The sequence below is a fragment of the Pseudomonas sp. 2FG genome (assembly GCF_005502935.1).
In the GTDB taxonomy this organism is placed as follows: domain Bacteria; phylum Pseudomonadota; class Gammaproteobacteria; order Pseudomonadales; family Pseudomonadaceae; genus Aquipseudomonas.
Map to the genome: position 1 here is coordinate 60,747 of NZ_SCMP01000016.1, position 19,170 is coordinate 79,916.

21 protein-coding genes are annotated in these 19,170 nt (G+C 64.3%); 16 read left to right on the plus strand and 5 right to left on the minus strand.

Annotated elements, in window-relative coordinates:
• Window positions 1-175 precede the first annotated feature (175 nt).
• The 3 genes from FFS13_RS16255 to FFS13_RS16265 all read left to right on the plus strand — a co-directional run bounded on the left by FFS13_RS16255 (window position 176) and on the right by FFS13_RS16265 (window position 1,912).
• The gene (locus tag FFS13_RS16255; protein ID WP_137820109.1) at window positions 176-538 is read left to right on the plus strand and encodes a CidA/LrgA family protein; all 363 of its coding nucleotides are present in this window, start codon (window positions 176-178) and stop codon (window positions 536-538) included.
• Window positions 535-1,251: an LrgB family protein gene (locus FFS13_RS16260; RefSeq protein ID WP_137820110.1), complete on the plus strand. Its 717-nt coding sequence runs from the start codon at window positions 535-537 to the stop codon at window positions 1,249-1,251. The genes FFS13_RS16255 and FFS13_RS16260 overlap by 4 nt, the downstream gene beginning before the upstream one ends.
• A gap of 70 nt (window positions 1,252-1,321) precedes the next feature.
• On the plus strand, window positions 1,322-1,912 hold the full coding sequence (locus FFS13_RS16265) for an LON peptidase substrate-binding domain-containing protein (protein ID WP_137820111.1): 591 nt from the start codon (window positions 1,322-1,324) through the stop codon (window positions 1,910-1,912).
• Between the two features lie 29 nt (window positions 1,913-1,941).
• Here the strand turns inward: FFS13_RS16265 and FFS13_RS16270 are convergent, their stop codons facing one another.
• Together FFS13_RS16270 and FFS13_RS16275 are read right to left on the minus strand one after the other, a co-directional pair.
• On the minus strand, window positions 1,942-3,258 hold the full coding sequence (locus FFS13_RS16270; protein WP_137820112.1) for a bifunctional DedA family/phosphatase PAP2 family protein: 1,317 nt from the start codon (window positions 3,256-3,258) through the stop codon (window positions 1,942-1,944).
• Window positions 3,255-4,001, minus strand: a complete 747-nt coding sequence (locus FFS13_RS16275) for a DNA-3-methyladenine glycosylase (RefSeq protein WP_137820113.1) — start codon at window positions 3,999-4,001, stop codon at window positions 3,255-3,257. The genes FFS13_RS16270 and FFS13_RS16275 overlap by 4 nt, the downstream gene beginning before the upstream one ends.
• A 64-nt stretch (window positions 4,002-4,065) precedes the next feature.
• Here FFS13_RS16275 and FFS13_RS16280 point away from each other — a divergent pair, with 64 nt between their 5' ends.
• Entirely contained in the window at window positions 4,066-4,920 is an 855-nt protein-coding gene (locus tag FFS13_RS16280; RefSeq protein WP_137820114.1) for a class I SAM-dependent methyltransferase, read from the plus strand.
• A gap of 20 nt (window positions 4,921-4,940) precedes the next feature.
• On the opposite strand, the gene FFS13_RS16285 is transcribed toward FFS13_RS16280, so the two are convergent.
• Complete coding sequence (locus tag FFS13_RS16285) at window positions 4,941-6,170, minus strand: alpha/beta fold hydrolase (protein WP_137820115.1); 1,230 nt, start codon at window positions 6,168-6,170, stop codon at window positions 4,941-4,943.
• Window positions 6,171-6,451: 281 nt separating this feature from the next.
• On the opposite strand from FFS13_RS16285, the gene FFS13_RS16290 reads away from it, so the two are divergent.
• The 12 genes from FFS13_RS16290 to lipA all read left to right on the plus strand — a co-directional run bounded on the left by FFS13_RS16290 (window position 6,452) and on the right by lipA (window position 17,569).
• Window positions 6,452-7,711, plus strand: coding sequence for a glutamate-5-semialdehyde dehydrogenase (locus tag FFS13_RS16290; protein WP_137820116.1), 1,260 nt, complete (start codon window positions 6,452-6,454; stop codon window positions 7,709-7,711).
• Window positions 7,704-8,348 (plus strand): nicotinate-nucleotide adenylyltransferase, encoded by a 645-nt coding sequence (gene nadD, locus FFS13_RS16295; RefSeq protein ID WP_137820117.1) that lies wholly within the window; start codon window positions 7,704-7,706, stop codon window positions 8,346-8,348. Before FFS13_RS16290 ends, nadD begins: the two co-directional genes overlap by 8 nt.
• A gap of 51 nt (window positions 8,349-8,399) precedes the next feature.
• Window positions 8,400-8,759: a ribosome silencing factor gene (rsfS, locus tag FFS13_RS16300; RefSeq protein WP_137820147.1), complete on the plus strand. Its 360-nt coding sequence runs from the start codon at window positions 8,400-8,402 to the stop codon at window positions 8,757-8,759.
• A gap of 24 nt (window positions 8,760-8,783) precedes the next feature.
• Window positions 8,784-9,251 carry a 23S rRNA (pseudouridine(1915)-N(3))-methyltransferase RlmH gene (rlmH, locus tag FFS13_RS16305; RefSeq protein ID WP_137820118.1) on the plus strand — a complete coding sequence of 156 codons (468 nt, stop codon included), beginning with the start codon at window positions 8,784-8,786 and terminating at the stop codon, window positions 9,249-9,251.
• Window positions 9,252-9,267: 16 nt separating this feature from the next.
• A complete protein-coding gene (mrdA, locus tag FFS13_RS16310; RefSeq protein WP_137820119.1) occupies window positions 9,268-11,157 on the plus strand; it encodes a penicillin-binding protein 2 in 1,890 nt (629 codons plus the stop codon).
• Window positions 11,158-11,195: 38 nt separating this feature from the next.
• Window positions 11,196-12,299, plus strand: a complete 1,104-nt coding sequence (rodA, locus tag FFS13_RS16315) for a rod shape-determining protein RodA (RefSeq protein WP_171006503.1) — start codon at window positions 11,196-11,198, stop codon at window positions 12,297-12,299.
• Between the two features lie 29 nt (window positions 12,300-12,328).
• On the plus strand, window positions 12,329-13,339 hold the full coding sequence (gene mltB, locus FFS13_RS16320) for a lytic murein transglycosylase B (protein ID WP_137820121.1): 1,011 nt from the start codon (window positions 12,329-12,331) through the stop codon (window positions 13,337-13,339).
• Window positions 13,339-14,358 carry a septal ring lytic transglycosylase RlpA family protein gene (locus FFS13_RS16325; protein WP_137820122.1) on the plus strand — a complete coding sequence of 340 codons (1,020 nt, stop codon included), beginning with the start codon at window positions 13,339-13,341 and terminating at the stop codon, window positions 14,356-14,358. The genes mltB and FFS13_RS16325 overlap by 1 nt, the downstream gene beginning before the upstream one ends.
• 58 nt (window positions 14,359-14,416) lie before the next feature.
• Window positions 14,417-15,577, plus strand: a complete 1,161-nt coding sequence (locus FFS13_RS16330; RefSeq protein ID WP_137820123.1) for a D-alanyl-D-alanine carboxypeptidase family protein — start codon at window positions 14,417-14,419, stop codon at window positions 15,575-15,577.
• Window positions 15,578-15,669: 92 nt separating this feature from the next.
• Window positions 15,670-15,942 carry a DUF493 domain-containing protein gene (locus FFS13_RS16335; protein ID WP_137820124.1) on the plus strand — a complete coding sequence of 91 codons (273 nt, stop codon included), beginning with the start codon at window positions 15,670-15,672 and terminating at the stop codon, window positions 15,940-15,942.
• On the plus strand, window positions 15,942-16,595 hold the full coding sequence (lipB, locus tag FFS13_RS16340; RefSeq protein ID WP_137820125.1) for a lipoyl(octanoyl) transferase LipB: 654 nt from the start codon (window positions 15,942-15,944) through the stop codon (window positions 16,593-16,595). Before FFS13_RS16335 ends, lipB begins: the two co-directional genes overlap by 1 nt.
• On the plus strand, window positions 16,592-17,569 hold the full coding sequence (gene lipA, locus FFS13_RS16345; RefSeq protein ID WP_137820126.1) for a lipoyl synthase: 978 nt from the start codon (window positions 16,592-16,594) through the stop codon (window positions 17,567-17,569). The genes lipB and lipA overlap by 4 nt, the downstream gene beginning before the upstream one ends.
• Window positions 17,570-17,641: 72 nt before the next feature.
• Here lipA and FFS13_RS16350 read toward each other — a convergent pair whose 3' ends face one another.
• A complete protein-coding gene (locus FFS13_RS16350; RefSeq protein ID WP_137820127.1) occupies window positions 17,642-18,943 on the minus strand; it encodes a lytic murein transglycosylase in 1,302 nt (433 codons plus the stop codon).
• Window positions 18,944-19,004: 61 nt separating this feature from the next.
• Complete coding sequence (arfA, locus tag FFS13_RS16355; protein WP_137820128.1) at window positions 19,005-19,166, minus strand: alternative ribosome rescue factor ArfA; 162 nt, start codon at window positions 19,164-19,166, stop codon at window positions 19,005-19,007.
• Window positions 19,167-19,170: the final 4 nt, after the last annotated feature.

Below are 19,170 nucleotides of genomic sequence, written 5' to 3' on the forward strand. Positions count from 1 at the left end.
TTTGTGAATTAAATCCTCATGGGGCCTAGATCATCATGCACCGTGCATGGGGTCAAGCCTGTATCGCTAGGCCGAATGGTGGGTTATAGCGGTTTGCTTAGCATGCTTATAATGGCCGGGCTTATGCGCCGCAGCGCGATTGCTTGGCTCGCTGTGACCTGAATCGGAGACTCCCATGCTGCTACGCGGCCTGACCTGGTTGGTGCTGTTCCAATTGCTCGGCACCGCGCTCAATGTGTTGTTCTTGTCCATGCTGCCCGGGCCGATCATCGGCCTGCTGTTGCTGCTGGTGTTCCTGATGCTGCGTGGCGAGGTGAGTGAGCCCTTGACGCTGGCGGCCACCAGCTTGCTGCGCTATCTGTCGCTGTTGTTGGTGCCCGCAGCGGTGGGCGTCATGGTGTATGCCGAGGCGATTGCCGCGGACTTCTGGGCGGTGGCGGGGGCGCTGAGCCTGTCGCTGGTATTGTCCTTGGTCTTCGCCGGTTGGCTGATGCAGAAGCTGATCGAGCGGCAAGCGCGCCGGCGGGAGGATGCATGAGCCTCGACTGGCATGGCGCCTGGCAGGCGCTGATCCACCATCCGCTGTTCGGGGTCGGGGTGACCCTCGGCGCTTATCAACTGGCGCTGAGCGCCTATGAGAAAACCCGCTGGGTGTTGCTGCAGCCGGTGCTGGTCTCGATGCTCGCGGTGATCGGCGTGTTGCTGGCCTGCGGTCTGAGCTATGCCGAGTACCGGGAAAGCGCCAAGGTGCTGACCATCTTCCTCGGCCCTGCGACTGTGGCGCTGGCGGTGCCGCTGTTTCTTAACCTGCGGCGGATTCGTCAATTGCTCTGGCCAACGGTGCTGACCCTGGTGGTCGGCGGGCTGCTGGCGACCGCATTGGGTGTGGCGCTGGCCTGGCTGTTTGGCGCCGAGCAGAGGATGTTGATGAGCCTATTGCCGAAGTCGGTGACTTCACCCATTGCCATGCTGGTGGCGGATCAGATCGGCGGCATCGCCGCCCTGGCCGCGGTGTTCGTGCTGATCACCGGGGTGCTGGGCGCGATTCTCGGCCCGGAGTTGCTACGCCGCTTCGGCGTGCACCATCACGCCGCGCAAGGCATGGCCCTGGGCCTGACGGCGCATGCAGTCGGCACCTCGCGGGCGCTGCAGGAGAGCGAAGAGTGTGGCGCCTTTGCCGCGTTGGCGATGAGTTTGATGGGGGTGGCCACGGCGGTGTTGCTACCCTTGGTGGTAGCTTTGCTGGCGTGATGCCCCGGCAGTGTTGCGCCGGTGGGGCTGGCGGGTAGGCGCGAGCGGGCCGCGGAAGAAGGAGCGTTTGATGAGGTTGCCGTTGTTTCCCCTGAATGCGGTGTTATTCCCGGGTGGCGTGCTCGATTTGCAAATTTTCGAGGCGCGTTACCTGGACATGCTTAGCGCCTGCATGAAGCGCGGCGAAGGTTTTGGCGTGGTCTGCATCCTCGAAGGTGAAGAGGTCGGCCATGCTGCCGGGCGCTTCGCCGCGGTCGGCTGTGAGGCGCTGATCCGCGATTGGCAGCAGCGCCCGAATGGTTTGCTGGGGATTCGGGTCGAAGGTGCGCGGCGTTTCAAGGTTAACCGCGCCGAGGTGCAGCGCGATCAACTGACCATGGCCGATATCGACTGGCTAACCGAGGCCGACGAGGGCCCGTTGCTGCCCGAGCACGCCGATTTGGCCGCGTTATTAAGCGCCCTGGCCGAACACCCGATGGTCGCCGAGTTGGGCATGGGCGGGGCGGTGACGGGGCAGCAGGCATTGGCCTATCAGCTGGCGTATCTATTGCCCTTTACCACGAAGCAGAAGCTGGAGCTGCTGGTGCTGGCCGATCCGCAACAACGCCTGGCGCATATTCAGCGGCTGCTGGATCGGCTGCAGGGCGAGATGATTGCGTAGATACCTATAGGTAAACGAATCGCTCGAGCTCAATAGCGGTACTGCAACAGCGCTGCCGGCAGTGCCCAAGTGGCAAAGGCGCCGAGTAGCCCCAGGCAGGCCGGCAGGATCAACCACCAGACGCGTGGCGACAGCGCGGTCAGCGGCGTTTTCCACTGCGTCAGGGTCAGGCTCAGCGCACAGACGCCGGTGGCCAGCAGCGCGCCGGCGATGATGTCGGTCGGCCAGTGCACGCCCAGATACACCCGTGACAGCGCGATCGCCAGGGCCGGCAGGCTTGCCAGCAGCAGCCAGGTAAGCCGCAAGCGTGCCGGCTGACCGCGACCGGCCAAGACCCCCAGCACCAGAAAAAACGCAAAAGAGGCGGAGCTATGGCCGCTGGGCAGGCTGAAACTGTGCAGGGGTTCGAGCAGGACTTCCGGGCGCGCGCGGGCGAACAGCAGCTTCAGGCTCTGATTGGCCAAGGCGGTGCCGAGCAGGGTACCGGCGGCGAACAGCAGCGCGCGCCATTGTCGGGTCAGCAGCAGTAGCAGGCTTAGCAATAGGCCGACGCTTAGCTGGGTCTTGAGGTCGCCAAGTCGGGTAATCAACACCATCACACTATCCAGGCCTGGGTGGCGCTGCTCCTGCACCAGTGTCATCAGGCCCTGATCGAGTTGCGCCAGGCGCGGCCAGCCGATGAACAGCGCGAGCAGAAGCGACAGGCTCAACCCAGCCGCCAGCGCAGTGGCCCAGCGTTGATTGCGCAGGCTGCTGTGAATGCTCGCCGCGAGAAGCAGCGCCAGGCTGAGCGCCACCACCGCGGCCTCGCCCCAGAAGCCTTCCGGCAGCGGCAAGCGCAGGGCGGCGCCGGTGGCCCAGCCGGGCAACAGGTAGGCGACCGACCAGCCGGCGGCGGCGATCAGGCTGACCAGGATAAAACGACCGAGCGGCATGTCGAGCATGCCGGCGACCATCGGCAGCATAGGTCGCAGCGGTCCGATATAGCGACCGACCAGCAGGCTGGCCACGCCATAGCGCTGGAAGTAGTGCTCGGCACCGATCAGCCATTCCGGGTGGTGGCGTAGCCCCGGCAGGCGGCGGATGTTCTGATGGAAGCGGCGCCCCAAGGCATAGGACAGGGCGTCGCCGAGCAGCCCGCCGGTGTAGGCCAGCAGCAGGGTTTCCCCCAGACCCAGGGCGCCGCTGCCGGCCAGTACGGCGATGGCGAACAGCAGCACGGTGCCCGGTACGACGATGCCGGCGATGGCCAGGCACTCGACGCAGGCCACCAGGAAGATGCTCAGGCCGAGCCACTGCGGGTGGGCGCTTAGCCAGCCGGTCAGGCTGTTGAGCCACTCGCTCATGGGTTCGACTCCTGATTGAGCTGGTGCTGATTGAGCAGATAAAAGTCGCGTTGCTCGACTTGGCCGCGGCGCAGCGGGTTGCGCGTGCAGTGGCGGGCGTAGGCGGCGTCGACGAACCGATAGAGCAAGTGCTCGTCGCGCCCACTCGATATGCCCAGGCGGGTGGTCTGGATAATCTGCTCGGGTGTCTCGCCGACGTCTTCGACGAACAGCCGTTGCCAGTCGAAGCGTTGCGCGTCCCAGGCCGGCACCTTGAGGCCGAGGGCTTTGCACAGCAGCGTCTGGCCGGCGCAGAGCTTGTTGAGCGGGCGCGGTCGGCCTTGCGCGTCGGGGTTGTTGCGCTGCATCTGCGCCAGGCTGTCGGGGCCGCTCCGGGCATCGAGAAAGGGGTAAGCCGCTTTGATCAGCACCGCATTGCCGGCCCCCCGGGCGCTGAAGTTCAGCGAGTCGCCCCCGCGGGCGTAATACATGTAGATGTGCCCGCCAGAGAGAAACAGCGCGCGGCGTTTCGCGGTGTAGCCGAGCGAGGCATGGCTGCCCTTTTCCGCGCAGTAGTACGCCTCGGTCTCGATGATCCGCGCCGACAGCCAGAGTTCGCCCATGCGATGGCGGATGACCTTGCCGAGTAAGGCGCGGGCGACGGTTTGCGCATCACGGTCGAAAAAGCTGTCGGGCAAGGGCCGCGCATTCGGCCAGGGCGCACTAGTCGGCCAGGACAAACTAAGGGTGGGATCGCTAAGCATGGGCTGTCATCGCTGCGTGGCAGGGCATAGGCTGGGAGCGATCATAACAATAAGAGAGCCACTCATGAGCCGCCACGCCCGCGCCGACAGTGCCCATATCAGCCCCAGTGCGCATTACACCGGCTATGTCTGGTATCGCCACCAGTTGGCCGAGCCGGCGTTCGCCACCCCCTTCGGGCGCTGGGTGCATGCCCTGCTGAGGCCGATCACCTGGGGCGCGCGGGTCGGTTTCGGCCTGGATATCGAGAACTTCCTGCTGCAACGCCATCTGCTGATCGACGCGCGCTTGACTGCGGCCATCGAGCAGGGCGGCGTGCGCCAGGTGGTGGAGATCGCCTGTGGGCTGTCGCCCCGTGGTCAGCGCTTCTGCCAGCGCTACCCCGAGCTGCGTTACCTGGAGGCGGATTTGCCGGCGATGGCCGCGCGCAAGCGCCTGCTGCTGCATGGCCAGGGTTGGTTGAGCGGTCGGCATCGGGTGCAGTCGGTGAATATTCTCGCCGAGCAGGGCGCGCAGAGCCTGGCGGCGTTGTTCGCCGGGCTGGATCACAACGAGCCGGTGCTGGTGATTACCGAGGGCTTGGTCAATTACTTCGAGCGGCCGCTGATCGAAGGTTTCTGGACGCGCCTGGCCGAGCAGCTCAAGCAGTTCCCGCAGGCGAGCTACCTCACCGAACTCTATCCGGACTTGCGCGAACACCCGCGTTACCGGCAGTTACGCTGGGGCGTTGGCCTGGTCGGCCGGCTGACGCGCGGCAACTATCCGCTGCACTACCGCAACGCCGAGGAAATCGTCGCGGCCTTTAGCGGCTGTGGGTTTCGCGCGACCCAGGTGCTCGATCCCGGTGAGCATGGCGCCGCCCTTGGCCTGCCGCCGATGTCGCTGCCGAGCCTGGTGCGGGTGATCGAAGCGCGGCTGTGAACTGCACTTGAGCGTCGAGCTTAGGCGCAGGCCATGGCTGGCAGCGCGGGCTGGCTAACCAGCTCCGCCAGCGCTTCACTGGCCAGCGCGTCGGTATGCGGAAAGACCAGCGCCAAGCCATTCGCGCCGAGGCGTAGCGGCAATAGCGGCAGTGCCGGCAGCCCGGGCAGCTGCAGTTGCCAGCCCCGCAGCGGCGGCGCGGCCGGTAAGTCACCCTGCAACAGGCCACCGAAGAAGCCCAGCTCGGCTACCTCGACGGCCCACTCGCCAGCCTCGGCGTGAGTCAGGCGGGCGCGCCGATTAAGCGGGGGGCGACGGGCTTCATGGCGTTTCTCCAGCTGCAACAGCGGGCTGCGGGCCAAACGGGTGCTGCCGGGGCTGACCGGCGGCAGCGGCTCGCCGCGCAGAAAAGGGCCATAGAGACCGGCACAGGCGCTCCGCCGTTCGAACTGGGCGAGGTGATCGGCGTCGTGGATCAGCGCACAGTCGGCATCGGCGCAGGCCGCCGCGAAGCTGGCGTGTTCCCAGGGCTGGGTGAAGTGATCGTGTTCGCCGGCGAGCACCAGCGTCGGGCACGCCGGGTGTTGCGCAAAACCCTGAAAACCCAGCAGGCGCAGGCTGTTTTGCCGATAGCGCTCCACCTCGGTCGGCGACAGTCGCTGCATCTGCCGCAGCAGGGCCTTGCGAAATACCGGCGAAACCCCGGTTGCGTTGAGGCGCAGCGGGTTCAGCAGTCCGGTCAGCGCACCTTGGGCGAAGGCGGCGGTCTGGCCTTCGGCCAGCAGGGCCAGACCCTCCTCCAGCAGGCGGCGCGCGCCGGGTCGGCCAAAGGCGGTGATCCCGGCCAGCAACAGGCGCGCGCAGCGCTGCGGATGGCGCACGGCAAACAGCGCCGCCAGCGCCGAGCCATAGGACAGGCCAATCGGCATCAGCGGTGGCAGTTGCAGTTCTTCGGCGAAGGCGGCGATCAGGTCGGCCAGCTCCTCCAGGCCAAGCTCAGGCGCCAGTTGCAGGTTGCCACCCTGGCTGGGCAGGTCGAGGAGGATCACCGGGTGTTCGGCAAGCAGTTCGCCGACTTCGCCGGTGAAGGAGCGAAAGCTTTGAAAGGCGCCGCCGAGCAGCAGCACCGGCGCGCGCGGGTCGTCGGCGCGAGTCGCATAGGCCTGGTAGTGCAGGCGCCAGTCGCCCAGTTCGAGGGTTTCGCTGGCGCTACTGAGCAGCGTGGCGCTGTAGTCGGTGCGGTAACGCATGGCGAGCACTCCGGGGTCTTCTTGTTTTTATGTGGCAAACAGCGCTTGGTTGAGGCGCTAGGCTGAAGGTAAACATCGGCGAGGCGTTTGTTTACCCAACCTTCGGGCGGCGCTGGGCCGTGGGTGTCACCGTCCCGCCGCTCAGCCCTGGCGGCAGTGGCTAGGGGCGTTACCGTGGCGGCAGTGGGACGCGCTGTTTACCACCCGCCCGACGCCGCTGGGCGTGGGGCGGCTGCGCCGCTATAATCAGCCGCTTTCCTCATTGCCAGACCACCGAGACCATGACCGAGTCCGTGCTCGACTATATGACCCGCCTGGGCCGCGCGGCGCGCGAAGCCTCACGCGTGGTGGCTCGCGCCAGCACCGCGCAGAAGAATCGCGCCCTGCAAGCCGCCGCCGCCGCCCTCGACGCCGCGCGCACCGAGTTGTCCGCGGCCAATGAACAAGATCTGGCCGCTGGCCGCGCCAGTGGCCTGGAGCCTGCACTGCTGGAGCGCCTGGCGCTGACTCCGGCGCGGATCGACGGGATGATCGAAGGCCTGCGCCAGGTCGCCGCGCTACCCGACCCGGTCGGCGCCATCCGGGACATGAGCTACCGTCCCTCGGGCATCCAGATCGGCAAGATGCGTGTGCCGCTGGGGGTGATCGGCATCATTTACGAGTCGCGGCCGAACGTGACCATCGATGCCGCCAGCCTGTGCCTGAAATCCGGCAACGCCACCATCCTGCGTGGCGGCTCGGAGGCGATTCATTCCAATCGAGCGATTGCCGCCTGCATTCAGCGTGGCCTGGCCGACGCCGGTTTGCCGGCTGCCGCGGTGCAGGTGGTGGAAACCACCGACCGTGCCGCCGTCGGCGCGTTGATCGGCATGCCGGAATTCGTCGATGTGATAGTCCCGCGGGGCGGTAAAGGCTTGATCGAACGCATCAGTCGTGACGCGCGGGTGCCGGTGATCAAGCATCTGGACGGTATCTGCCACGTGTATGTGGCCGCCCAGGCCGATTTGGCCAAGGCGCAGAAGATCGCCTTCAACGCCAAGTGCTACCGTTACGGCATCTGCGGTGCGATGGAGACCTTGCTGGTGGATCAAGCGGTCGCTGCGGACTTCCTGCCGGCGATGGCGGCCGAGTTTCGCGCCCAGGGTGTCGAGCTGCGCGGTTGTGAGCGGACTCGCGCGTTGATCGAGGCGCAGCCGGCAACCGAGGAAGACTGGAGCACCGAGTATCTGGCGGCGATTCTGTCGATTCGGGTGGTCGATGGTCTGGATCAGGCCATCGAGCACATCAATCACTACGGTTCGCACCACACCGACTCGATCGTTACCGAGCATCAAGGGCAGGCGCGGCGTTTCCTCGCCGAGGTCGACTCCAGTTCGGTGATGCTCAATACTCCGACCTGCTTCGCCGATGGCTTCGAGTACGGTCTGGGCGCCGAGATCGGCATTTCCACCGACAAGCTGCACGCCCGTGGCCCGGTCGGCTTGGAAGGCCTGACCTGCGAGAAGTATGTGGTGATCGGCGACGGTCAGCTGCGTGGCTAAAAGAGTCGGAATTTTCGGTGGCACCTTCGATCCGATCCATATCGGCCACCTGCGTGGCGCGCTGGAAGTGGCGGAGCAGCTTGGCTTCGAAGAGCTGCGCCTGATCCCCAGCGCGCGGCCGCCGCACCGCGATGCGCCGCAGGTGTCCGCCGCCGATCGGTTGGCGATGGTCGAACAGGCGGTAGTCGGCGTGCCGCCGCTGAGGGTGGATGATCGCGAGCTAAAACGCGACAAGCCGTCCTACAGCATCGACACCCTGGAGTCCCTGCGGGCCGAGCTGGCGGCCGCGGATCAACTGTTTCTGCTGCTGGGTTGGGATGCCTTTTGTGGGCTGCCGACCTGGCATCGCTGGGAAGAACTGCTCGACCACTGCCATATCCTGGTGTTGCAACGCCCGGATGCCGACAACGAGGCGCCGGAAGCGCTGCGCGACTTGCTGGCGGCCCGCAGTGTCAGTGACCCGCAGACCCTGAGTGGGCCGAGCGGACAGATTGCATTCGTTTGGCAGACACCCTTAGCGGTGTCCGCTAGCCAGATCCGGAGTCTGCTGGCCAGCGGAAAGTCGGTGCGTTTTCTGGTGCCCGACGCGGTACTGGCCTATATCCATGCGCGCGGGCTGTACCGCGCGCCGAACTGAACACGAGCTAACGAGTTACCTATGAAGAACAAAGAACTGCACAACCCCGCACTGGCCAGCGAAGACCTGGTCAAGCTGGCCATCGCCGCCCTGGAAGACATCAAGGCCCAGGACATCACCACCATCGATGTGCGCGAGAAAACCAGCGTCACCGACTTTATGGTGATCGCCAGCGGTACCTCCAGCCGCCATGTGAAGTCCCTGGTGGACAACGTGCTGGAAAAGGTCAAGGAAAAGGGCGTACGCCCACTCGGCAGCGAAGGCCTGGATACCGGCGAATGGGCGCTGCTCGACCTGGGCGATGTGGTGGTGCACGTGATGCAGGTCGCCACCCGCCAGTTCTACGACCTCGAACGCCTGTGGCAAGGGGCCGAGCAGAGCCGCGCCCACCACACGCCGGGGCAAGAGTAAGGCTGACTCTCGGTAGAGCCTGGTATGCGTCTACGTCTGATCGCCGTTGGTTCGCGGATGCCGCGTTGGGTGGAAGAGGGCTGGCAGGAATATGCCAAGCGTCTTCCCGCCGAGCTGCCGCTGGAGCTGGTGGAAATCCCCTTGAACACCCGTGGCAAGAATGCCGACGTGGCTCGCCTGATCCGTCAGGAGGGCGAAGCCATGCTGGCGAAGGTGCAGCCGGGCGAGCGGATAGTCACCTTAGAGGTGGAAGGGCGCCCGTGGAGTACCGAGCAGTTGGCGGTCGAGTTGGATCGCTGGCGCCTGGATGCGCGCACCGTCAACCTGATGGTTGGCGGCCCCGAGGGGCTGGCGCCCGAGGTGCAGGCCCGCAGCGAGCAGCGCTGGTCGCTGTCGCCGCTGACCTTGCCGCATCCGTTGGTGCGCATCTTGATCGGCGAACAGATTTATCGCGCCTGGACTGTGCTGTCCGGTCACCCCTATCACAAGTAGTCGCCAGTAGTCGCCGATGCCGCAGCCGATTCGCCTGAAGGATCACGAGAAGGACGCCCGCCAAGTTCGCAAACGCGTGGTGGTAGGCGCTGGCGCCGTCCTGTTTTTGGTCTGTGTGTTGATCGCGCGCCTGTATTACCTGCAGGTGATTCAGTACGACTACCACTCGACGCTGTCGGAGAATAACCGCGTTCACGTCCAGCCGATTCCGCCGACCCGTGGGCTGATCTTCGACCGCAATGGGGTGATCATCGCCGACAACCGGCCGAGCTTCAGCCTGAGCATGACCCGCGAGCGCGCCGGTGACTGGAAGCAGGTGCTGGATGTCATAGTCGAAGTGCTGGAGCTGACCCGGGAAGATCGGGCGCTGTTCGAGAAGCGCATGCGCCAGGGCCGGCGCCCGTTCGAGCCGGTACCTATCCTGTTCGAGCTGAGCGAGGAGCAGATCGCCCGTATCGCGGTGAATCAGTTCCGCTTGCCTGGCGTCGAGGTGGTGGCCCAGTTGGTGCGCCATTATCCGCAGAAGGAGCACTTTGCCCATTCGGTGGGCTATGTCGGGCGGATCAACGAAGCCGAGTTGAAGAAACTCGACCCGGTCAACTACAGCGGCACCCACCACATCGGCAAGACCGGGATCGAGCGCTTCTACGAAGATCGGTTGCATGGCCAGGTGGGCTATGAAGAGGTCGAGACCAACGCCCGTGGCCGGGTGTTGCGGGTGCTCAAACGGACCGACCCGATTCCCGGTGCGGATGTGATCCTTACCCTCGATATCCGTCTGCAGGAAGCCGCGGAGGCGGCGCTGGGTGGTCGGCGTGGCTCGGTGGTGGCGCTCGACCCGGCCACTGGCGAGGTGCTGGCGATGGTCAGTCAGCCGAGCTTCGATCCCAATCTGTTCGTCACCGGCATCGGCTTCAAGGCTTATTCGGAGCTGCGCGACTCGATCGATCGGCCGCTGTTCAACCGGGTGCTGCGGGGTCTGTACCCGCCGGGTTCGACGATCAAGCCGATGGTCGCGGTCGCCGGGCTGGACAGCGGGGTGGTCACCCCGGCCTCGCGGGTGTATGACCCAGGCTTCTATCAGCTACCCAATTACGAGCATAAATACCGCAACTGGAACCGCTCCGGTGACGGCTCGGTGAACTTGGAGATGGCCATCATGCGCTCCAATGACACCTACTTTTACGACCTCGCGCACAAGCTCGGCATCGATCGATTGCACACTTATATGAGCCGCTTCGGCATCGGTCAGCGGGTTGCTCTGGACATGTTCGAGGAATCCAGCGGGCTGATGCCGTCGCGTGACTGGAAGCGTGCGCGTTATCGCCAGGCCTGGTACCCGGGTGAAACCCTGATCCTGGGGATTGGCCAGGGTTATATGCAGGCCACACCGCTGCAACTGGCCCAGGCCACCGCCCTGGTCGCCAACCATGGCAAGTGGATTCGCCCGCATCTGGCGAAAACCATCGAAGGGCTGCCACCGGTCGATCCGAGCCCGCTGCCGGACATAGTGCTGCGTGATCCGGGCATCTGGCAGCAGGTCAGCAACGGTATGCAGATGGTGATGCACGGCCCGCGCGGCACCGCGCGCAAGGTCGGCGACACGGCGGCTTATCGGATTGCCGGCAAGAGCGGCACGGCGCAGGTGGTGGCGATCAAGCAGGGCGAGAAATACGACCGTTCCAAGGTGCAGGAACGGCATCGCGACCATGCGCTGTTTATTGGCTTCGCTCCGGCGGACAACCCGAAGATTGCGGTGGCGGTGATGGTCGAGAACGGCGAGTCCGGCTCGGGTGTCGCCGCGCCGGTGGTCAAGCAGGTGATGGACGCCTGGCTGCTGGGTGAAAACGGCCAGTTGAAAGCGGAGTACGCGCCGCCCCTGAGTGCCGAGGCTCCGAACCTATGAATAGTAATTTCGATCGCACCCTGTCCAACGAGGACGTGATGCGCCGGCGTGCCAGTCTGCTGCAGCGCCTGCACATCGACGGTCTGTTGCTCTTGCTGCTGCTGGTGTTGGCCGCCGGCAGCCTGTTCGTGCTGTATTCCGCCAGCGGTAAAAATTGGGATCTGTTGATCAAGCAGGCCAGTTCGTTCGGCCTTGGCCTGCTGGCGATGTGCGTGATCGCCCAGTTCGAGCCACGCTTCTTGGCGCGCTGGGTACCGCTGGGCTATGTGTTCGGCGTCGCTTTGCTGGTGCTGGTCGAGGTGATGGGCCATAACGCCATGGGCGCCACGCGCTGGATCAATATTCCCGGGGTGATCCGCTTCCAGCCGGCGGAATTCATGAAGATCCTGATGCCGGCGACCATCGCCTGGTACCTGGCCAAACGCAGCTTGCCACCGCGCCTGAAACATCTATTGCTCAGCCTGGCGCTGATCGGCGTGCCCTTCGTGTTGGTCGTGCGCCAGCCGGACCTGGGCACCGCGTTGCTGATCCTCGCCTCGGGGGCCTTCGTGCTGTTTATGGCGGGCCTGCAATGGCGCTGGATTCTCGGCGCGGCGGCGGCGGTGGTGCCGGTCGCCGTGGGCATGTGGTTCTTCGTCATGCACGAGTATCAGAAGCAGCGGGTGCTGACCTTTCTCGACCCGGAAAGCGACCCGCTGGGGACAGGTTGGAACATCATTCAGTCGAAGGCGGCGATCGGTTCGGGCGGCGTGTTTGGTAAAGGCTGGCTGCTCGGCACTCAGTCGCACCTGGATTTTTTGCCGGAAAGCCATACGGACTTTATCATTGCGGTCCTCGGTGAAGAGTTCGGTCTGGTCGGCATCTGTCTGTTGCTGCTGATTTACTCGCTACTGATTGCCCGTGGGTTGGTTATTACTGTCCAGGCGCAGACGCTGTTCGGTAAGCTGATGGCCGGCAGCCTGACGATGACCTTCTTCGTTTATGTATTCGTCAACATCGGCATGGTCAGTGGCCTGTTGCCGGTGGTAGGGGTGCCGCTGCCTTTCATTAGTTACGGTGGAACTTCGCTGGTGACGCTGATGTCAGGGTTTGGGGTGTTAATGGCCATCCACACGCACCGTAAGTGGATTGCCCAAGTTTGATTGGGTTAAGGATTGGGGTGAGGGATTTAATGCTAGGTTTGCGTCGCTGGGCTACTCGCACGGCACATTGGGTCGGCCTCGCGGGCCTCTGTGGTTTCGCCCAGCAGGCGCTGGCCGCTGATTATGAGGGGTCGCCGCAGGTCGCCGAGTTCGTCGCGGAGATGACCCGCGACTATGGTTTTGCCGGTGAGCAACTGGTCAGCCTGTTTCGCGAAGTCGAGCGCAAGCAGACCATCCTCGATGCCATCTCGCGCCCGGCGGAGAAGGTCAAACCCTGGAAAGACTACCGACCGATCTTTATCACCGACTCGCGGATCGCCCGTGGGGTGGACTTCTGGCGTCAGCACGAAGCGGCGTTGGCGCGGGCCGAGCGGGAGTATGGGGTACCGGCGCAGGTGATAGTCGCGATCATCGGGGTGGAAACCTTCTACGGTGGCAACACCGGCAGCTACCGGGTGATCGACGCCCTGTCGACACTGGGCTTCGATTACCCTCCGCGGGCCGAATTCTTCCGCAAGGAGCTCAAGCAGTTCCTCTTGCTGGCGCGCGAGCAACAGCTCGATCCGCTGACCCTGAAGGGCTCCTACGCGGGCGCCATGGGCCTGCCGCAATTCATGCCGAGCAGCTTCCGCGCCTATGCGGTGGACTTCGACGGCGATGGCCAGATCAACATCTGGAGTGATCCTGATGATGCGATCGGCAGTGTTGCCAGCTACTTTAAACGTCACGGCTGGGTGACCGGCGAACCGGTGGTGAGTACCGCGCAGATCAATGGCGAGCAGGCCGATGAGGGGCTGACCCAGGGGCTGGATCCGGTGAAGACGGTAGGCCAGTTGCGGGCGCTGGGCTGGGCTAGCCATGAGGCGTTGCGTGACGATCTGGCGGTCACCGCTTTCCGGCTCGAAGGCGAGGCGGGCCCCGAGTATTGGCTGGGCCTGCCGAACTTTTATGTGATCACCCGCTATAACCGCAGCGCGATGTACGCCATGGCCGTGCATCAGCTGTCCGACTTACTGGTCCAGGCACGGGGCACTAAGTAATGCAGGCACTGCCGACTAAGCTGGCGGCGTATGGCGCTTTGGCGCTGTTGCTGGCCAGTTGCTCCACCAGTCATGCCCCGCCAGCGGGGCAGTCGGGGGCTCCTTCCGGGCCGGGCGACTTTGCCCGCCCGCACAAGGACGGCGCGCCCTGGTGGGATGTCGATGTGTCGCGGATTCCCGACGCTGTGCCGATGCCGCATCACGGCGCCTACAAGGCCAACCCCTACACGGTGCTGGGCAAGACCTATTACCCGATGCCCGATGCGCGGCGCTATCAGGCCAGCGGTACCGCATCCTGGTATGGCACCAAGTTCCACGGCCAGGCCACGGCCAACGGCGAGAAATACGATCTCTACGGCATGAGCGCGGCGCACAAGACCCTGCCGCTGCCCAGCTATGTGCGCGTGACCAACCTGGAGAATGGCAAGAGCGTGATCCTGCGGGTCAACGACCGCGGGCCGTTCTATTCCGACCGGATCATCGACCTGTCCTTTGCCGCGGCGAAGAAGCTCGGCTATGCCGAAGTCGGCACCGCGCGGGTCAAGGTCGAGGGCATCGACCCGAACGAGTGGTGGGCGCAGCAAGGCCGGCCGGTGCCGATGGTGTTGGCCCAGCCGCAAATGGCCCAGGCCCAGGCCCAGGCCCAACCGCAGCCGGCGGTGCAAGCCATTGCCCAGCCCATCGCCCAGCCTGTCGAGCAGTACAGTCCGCCGCCCCAGCAGCATGCCGCGGCCGTCCTGCCGGTGCAGATCGACGCAAAAAAAAACGCTTTAGTCGGAGCCTCTGGCCTGTATCTCCAAGTGGGCGCCTTCGCCAATCCGGACGCTGCCGAGCTGCTCAGAGCCAAACTGAGCGAGACGGTGAGTGCGCCGGTGTTTATCAGCTCGGTGGTGCGCAACCAGCAGACCCTGCATCGAGTGCGGCTGGGGCCGGTCAACACTCAGGGTGAAGCCGAGCAACTACAAGACAGCGTGCGGCTGGCCAATCTGGGTCAGCCGACCTTAGTGAAGCCGGAGTAACGGCTTCACCCGATTTGCCCGCAAGGGCCTGTTTGCCATTAGTGAATTCGAGAGACGGATGAACATCACCACCTTTACGCAACGCTTGAGCCTGCTTGTCCTGTTGATCGCCACGCCCGCTGCCTGGGCGGCCGAGCAGGTTGTTCCGGCGCCCCCGCAACTGGCGGCCAAGGCTTATGTGCTGATGGATGCCGCCAGCGGCAACGTGTTGGTCGCGAGCAATGGCGATCAGCGCCTGCCGCCGGCCAGCCTGACCAAGTTGATGACCGCCTATATGGCGACTCTGGAGATTCGTCGCGGCCAGATTGGCGAGAGCGATCTGGTGACTGTCAGCGAAAACGCCTGGCGTACCGGTGGTTCGCGGATGTTCATCCAGGTCGGCACCCAGGTATCGGTCAGCGATCTGCTGCACGGCATCATCATTCAGTCCGGTAACGATGCCAGCGTGGCGATTGCCGAACACATCGCCGGTAGCGAAGACGCGTTCGCCGACATGATGAACACCACTGCGCAAAAGCTCGAGATGAGCGGCAGCCACTTCATGAACGCCACGGGCCTGCCCAATCCCGAGCATTACTCCACGGCGCATGACATGGCGCGTCTGGCCCGCGCGATCATCTACGAAGACCCGGCGCACTACGCCATCTACTCGCAGAAAGAGTTCTTCTGGAACAACATCAAGCAGCCCAACCGTAACCTGCTGCTGTGGCGCGACAAGACCGTTGACGGGCTGAAAACCGGCCATACCGATGAGGCGGGCTACTGCCTGGTGTCCTCGGCCGTGCGTGACGGCATGCGGCTGATCTCCGTGGTGTTCGGCACTGCCAGCGAGCAGGCCCGGGCGGCGGAAACCCAGAAGTTGCTGACCTACGGCTTCCGCTTCTTCGAGACCCAGACCTTCTACCAGAAGGGTGCCGAACTGGCGCAGGCGCCGGTGTGGAAAGGCGCCGTTCGTCAGGTCAAGGCCGGCCTGGCCCAGGATCTGACCATGACCCTGCCGAAGGGCCAACTGAAGAAGCTGGCAGCCAGCATGAGCATGGCTCCGCAACTGGTTGCGCCGATCAAGCAAGGCGATGTGATCGGCAAGGTTGAGGTCAAACTGGGCGATAGCGTGGTGCATAGCGCCGACCTGATCGCCCTCGAAACGGTCGACGAAGGTGGCTTCTTCCGTCGCGTGTGGGATAGCATTCGGCTGTTCTTCTACGGGTTGTTTAACTGACCTTTGGCAAGTGCCCGCCCGGTCTTCATAAGAGCGGGGTGGGCTGCGGCCCTTGCGAATCACGAGTTCGCCGAGACTATTTAGTTGAAATCATGACTGACGCTAACGCTGTAACCATCGAATTCCCCTGCGAGCGCTACCCGATCAAGGTGATCGGCGATGCGGGCGAGGGTTTTGTCGAGCTGGTCATCGAAATCCTTGGCCGCCACGCCCCCGATCTTGACGCAGGCACCCTGGTGCTGCGCGATAGCCGCAATGGCCGTTATCAAACCGTACAACTGCTGATCACCGCCACCGGTATCGAGCAACTGCAAGACATCAATAGCGAGCTGCGTGCCACCGGGCGCGTGCACATGGTGCTCTGATGCCGTCGAACCTGGGCGTTCGCGAGCTCGGCCAGGTGCCTTATGAGCCGACCTGGCACGCCATGCAACGCTTCACCGACACCCGCGGGCCGCTGACAGCGGACGAAATCTGGCTGCTGCAGCATCCGCCGGTGTTTACCCAGGGGCAGGCCGGTAAGGCCGAGCATGTGCTGTTCCCCGGCGATATCCCGGTGGTCAAGGTCGATCGTGGCGGGCAGGTGACTTATCACGGGCCCGGTCAATTGGTCGGTTATCTGTTGCTGGATGTGCGCCGCCTGGATATCGGTGTGCGTGAGCTGGTCAGTCGCATCGAGTCGAGCCTGATCGATCTGCTCGCCAGTTACGGGGTGAGTGCGGTAGCCAAAGCCGATGCGCCGGGGGTCTATGTGGACGGTGCGAAAATCGCCTCGTTGGGCCTGCGGATTCGCAACGGCCGCTCCTTTCATGGCCTGGCGCTGAATGTGGATATGGATTTGGAGCCGTTCGGGCGGATCAACCCCTGTGGCTATGCCGGCATGGCGATGACCCAGCTGCGTGATTTGGTTGGCCCAATAGAATTTGCCGAGGTAAGTGCCCGGCTGCGTGCGCAGCTCGTCAAACACCTCGACTACGCTGAACAGACGACCCTGACGGGCGGAATTGAATCGCTATGAACACGGTAGAGTTGACGGGCAAAGGCCCGGTGAAAGTGGAAGCTGGGGTCAAGCTGCGCGGCGCGGAGAAGGTCGCGCGGATTCCGGTGAAGATCATCCCGACCGATGAGCTGCCACGCAAACCCGACTGGATTCGTGTGCGCATGCCGATCTCTCCTGAGGTCGATCGGATCAAGCAGCTGTTGCGCAAGCACAAGCTGCACAGTGTCTGCGAAGAAGCTTCCTGCCCGAACCTCGGCGAATGTTTCTCCGGCGGCACTGCGACCTTCATGATCATGGGCGACATCTGCACCCGCCGCTGCCCGTTCTGCGACGTTGGCCACGGCCGGCCGAAGCCGTTGGACGCCGACGAGCCGATGAACCTGGCGGTGGCGATCGCCGACCTGCGTTTGAAGTACGTGGTAATCACCTCGGTGGACCGCGACGACCTGCGCGACGGCGGCGCTCAACACTTTGTCGACTGCCTGCGCGAGATCCGCAAGCTGTCGCCAGGCGTGCAGCTGGAAACCCTGGTGCCGGATTACCGCGGCCGCATGGACGTCGCCTTGGCGATCACCGCCAATGAGCCGCCCGATGTGTTCAACCACAACCTGGAGACCGTACCGCGCCTGTACAAGGCCGCGCGTCCGGGCTCGGATTTCGAGTGGTCGCTGGACCTGCTGCAGAAGTTCAAGCAGATGGTCCCGCAGGTCCCGACCAAGTCCGGCTTGATGCTCGGCCTCGGTGAGACCGACGAGGAGGTGATCGAGGTCATGCAGCGCATGCGTGAGCACGATATCGACATGCTCACCCTCGGCCAGTACCTGCAACCGTCGCGTAGCCACTTGGCAGTCCAGCGTTTCGTGCATCCGGACACCTTCGCCTGGTTTGCCGAGGAAGGCACCAAGATGGGCTTCAAGAACGTCGCTTCCGGCCCGCTGGTGCGCTCTTCGTACCATGCCGATCAACAGGCGCATGGCGCGAAGAACAGCTAAGCGCGTCGAGGTTAAACAAAAAGGGCGACCCAGTGGGTCGCCCTTTTTGTTTGCCGCGTCATGCCCGGGTTGTTAGGGGCGCGAACGCAACGCGTCGAGCAGCTCATGGCTCGGGTAACCATCGGCAGGCACCCTCAAGGTCTGCTGATAGGCCTGCACGGCTTTGCGCGTGTTCGCGCCAATGATCCCGTCGGCTGCGCCGGGGTTGAAGCCGTGGGTAGCCAGCAGTTCCTGCAACTCGATGCGTTCGCTACGCCCCAGTTGTGGATCGTTACGCGGCCAGGCCGCGACGACTTGACTGTTGGCGCCGCGGATCCCGTCGGACAGCAGGCCGACTGCCAGCGCGTAAGACGAGGAGTTGTTGTACTTGAGAATGCTGCGAAAGTTATTCATCAGCAGAAAGGCCGGGCCGCGATGCCCGCTGGGCAGCAGCAGGGTGGCCGACTCGCCGGCCAGCGCCGGTGCAGTCGCGCCGTTTAGCGGTTGCACTCCAAGGGCGGCCCATTCGGCCAGGCTCAGGTGCTGCTCCGGGTCGGCCAGGGCATAGTCGAAGCCGCCCGGCAGCCGCACTTCAAAGCCCCAGGGTTGTCCGTGTCGCCAGCCAGAGGCTTGCAGGTAGTGAGCGGCGGAAGCCAAGGCGTCGGCCGGCGAGCTCCACAGGTCGCGGCGACCGTCGCCATCGAAGTCCACCGCGTGCTGGTTATAGGTGGTCGGCATGAATTGCGTTTGGCCCATGGCGCCGGCCCAGGAGCCGATCAGACGTTCGGGGCTGATGTCGCCATGTTCGAGAATCTGCAGTGCGGCCAGCAGCTGGTCGCGCCAGAACCCTTGGCGGCGGCCTTCGTAAGCCAGGGTGGCGAGCGAGCGGATCACGCTATTGTTGCCGATATTGCTACCGTAACCGCTCTCCATGCCCCAGATGGCCACCAAGGTTTCGGCTTGCACGCCATAGCGCTGCTCGATGCGCTCGAGCGTCGCGCCTTGTTGCGCCTGCTGAGCCTGGCCGCGGGCGATCCGGCTGGCAGATACGGCACCGTCCAGGTATGCCCAGATCGGTCGGGTGAATTCCGGCTGGCTGCTGTCGGCGGCGAGTACCGCCGGATCCAGGGTGACGCCGGCAAAGGCGCGGTCGAACAGCGCCGGGCTGATGCCGGCGGCCAGGGCCTCGTCGCGCAACCGGTTACGCCAGTCGGCAAAGCTCAGGGTGGCTGTCGGCAGGCTCGGCTCTGTGCTGGGCGTGGCTTGGCTGCTTACACTGGTGGCGGGTTTAGAGCGCGCGGACGTTTGCGTTGGCGCTTCGGCGCAAGCGGCTAGCAGGCTTAGGTTGAGGCTCAGGGCGGCGCAGGCAAGGCCTCGCGGGGACAGGTTCAGCATCGGTGCTCTCACAGCTTTTTTGCCAGCGGCAACCTTAACATGAAGGGGCTGTGCCGGGTTTTCAGGCCGCCAGAAAGACCGAAGCCTCCCAGTGGTGAGACGGGGAGGCTTCGCGGCGGTAGCTACCTTTGCCCTTGCGGGGCTGTTCCTGGCGACAGCGGAACAGCGGTTGCGCTACCAGGGACTTGGCCTTGTTCGGGCCGTGCTTGGAGTGTTTGGCCATGGCC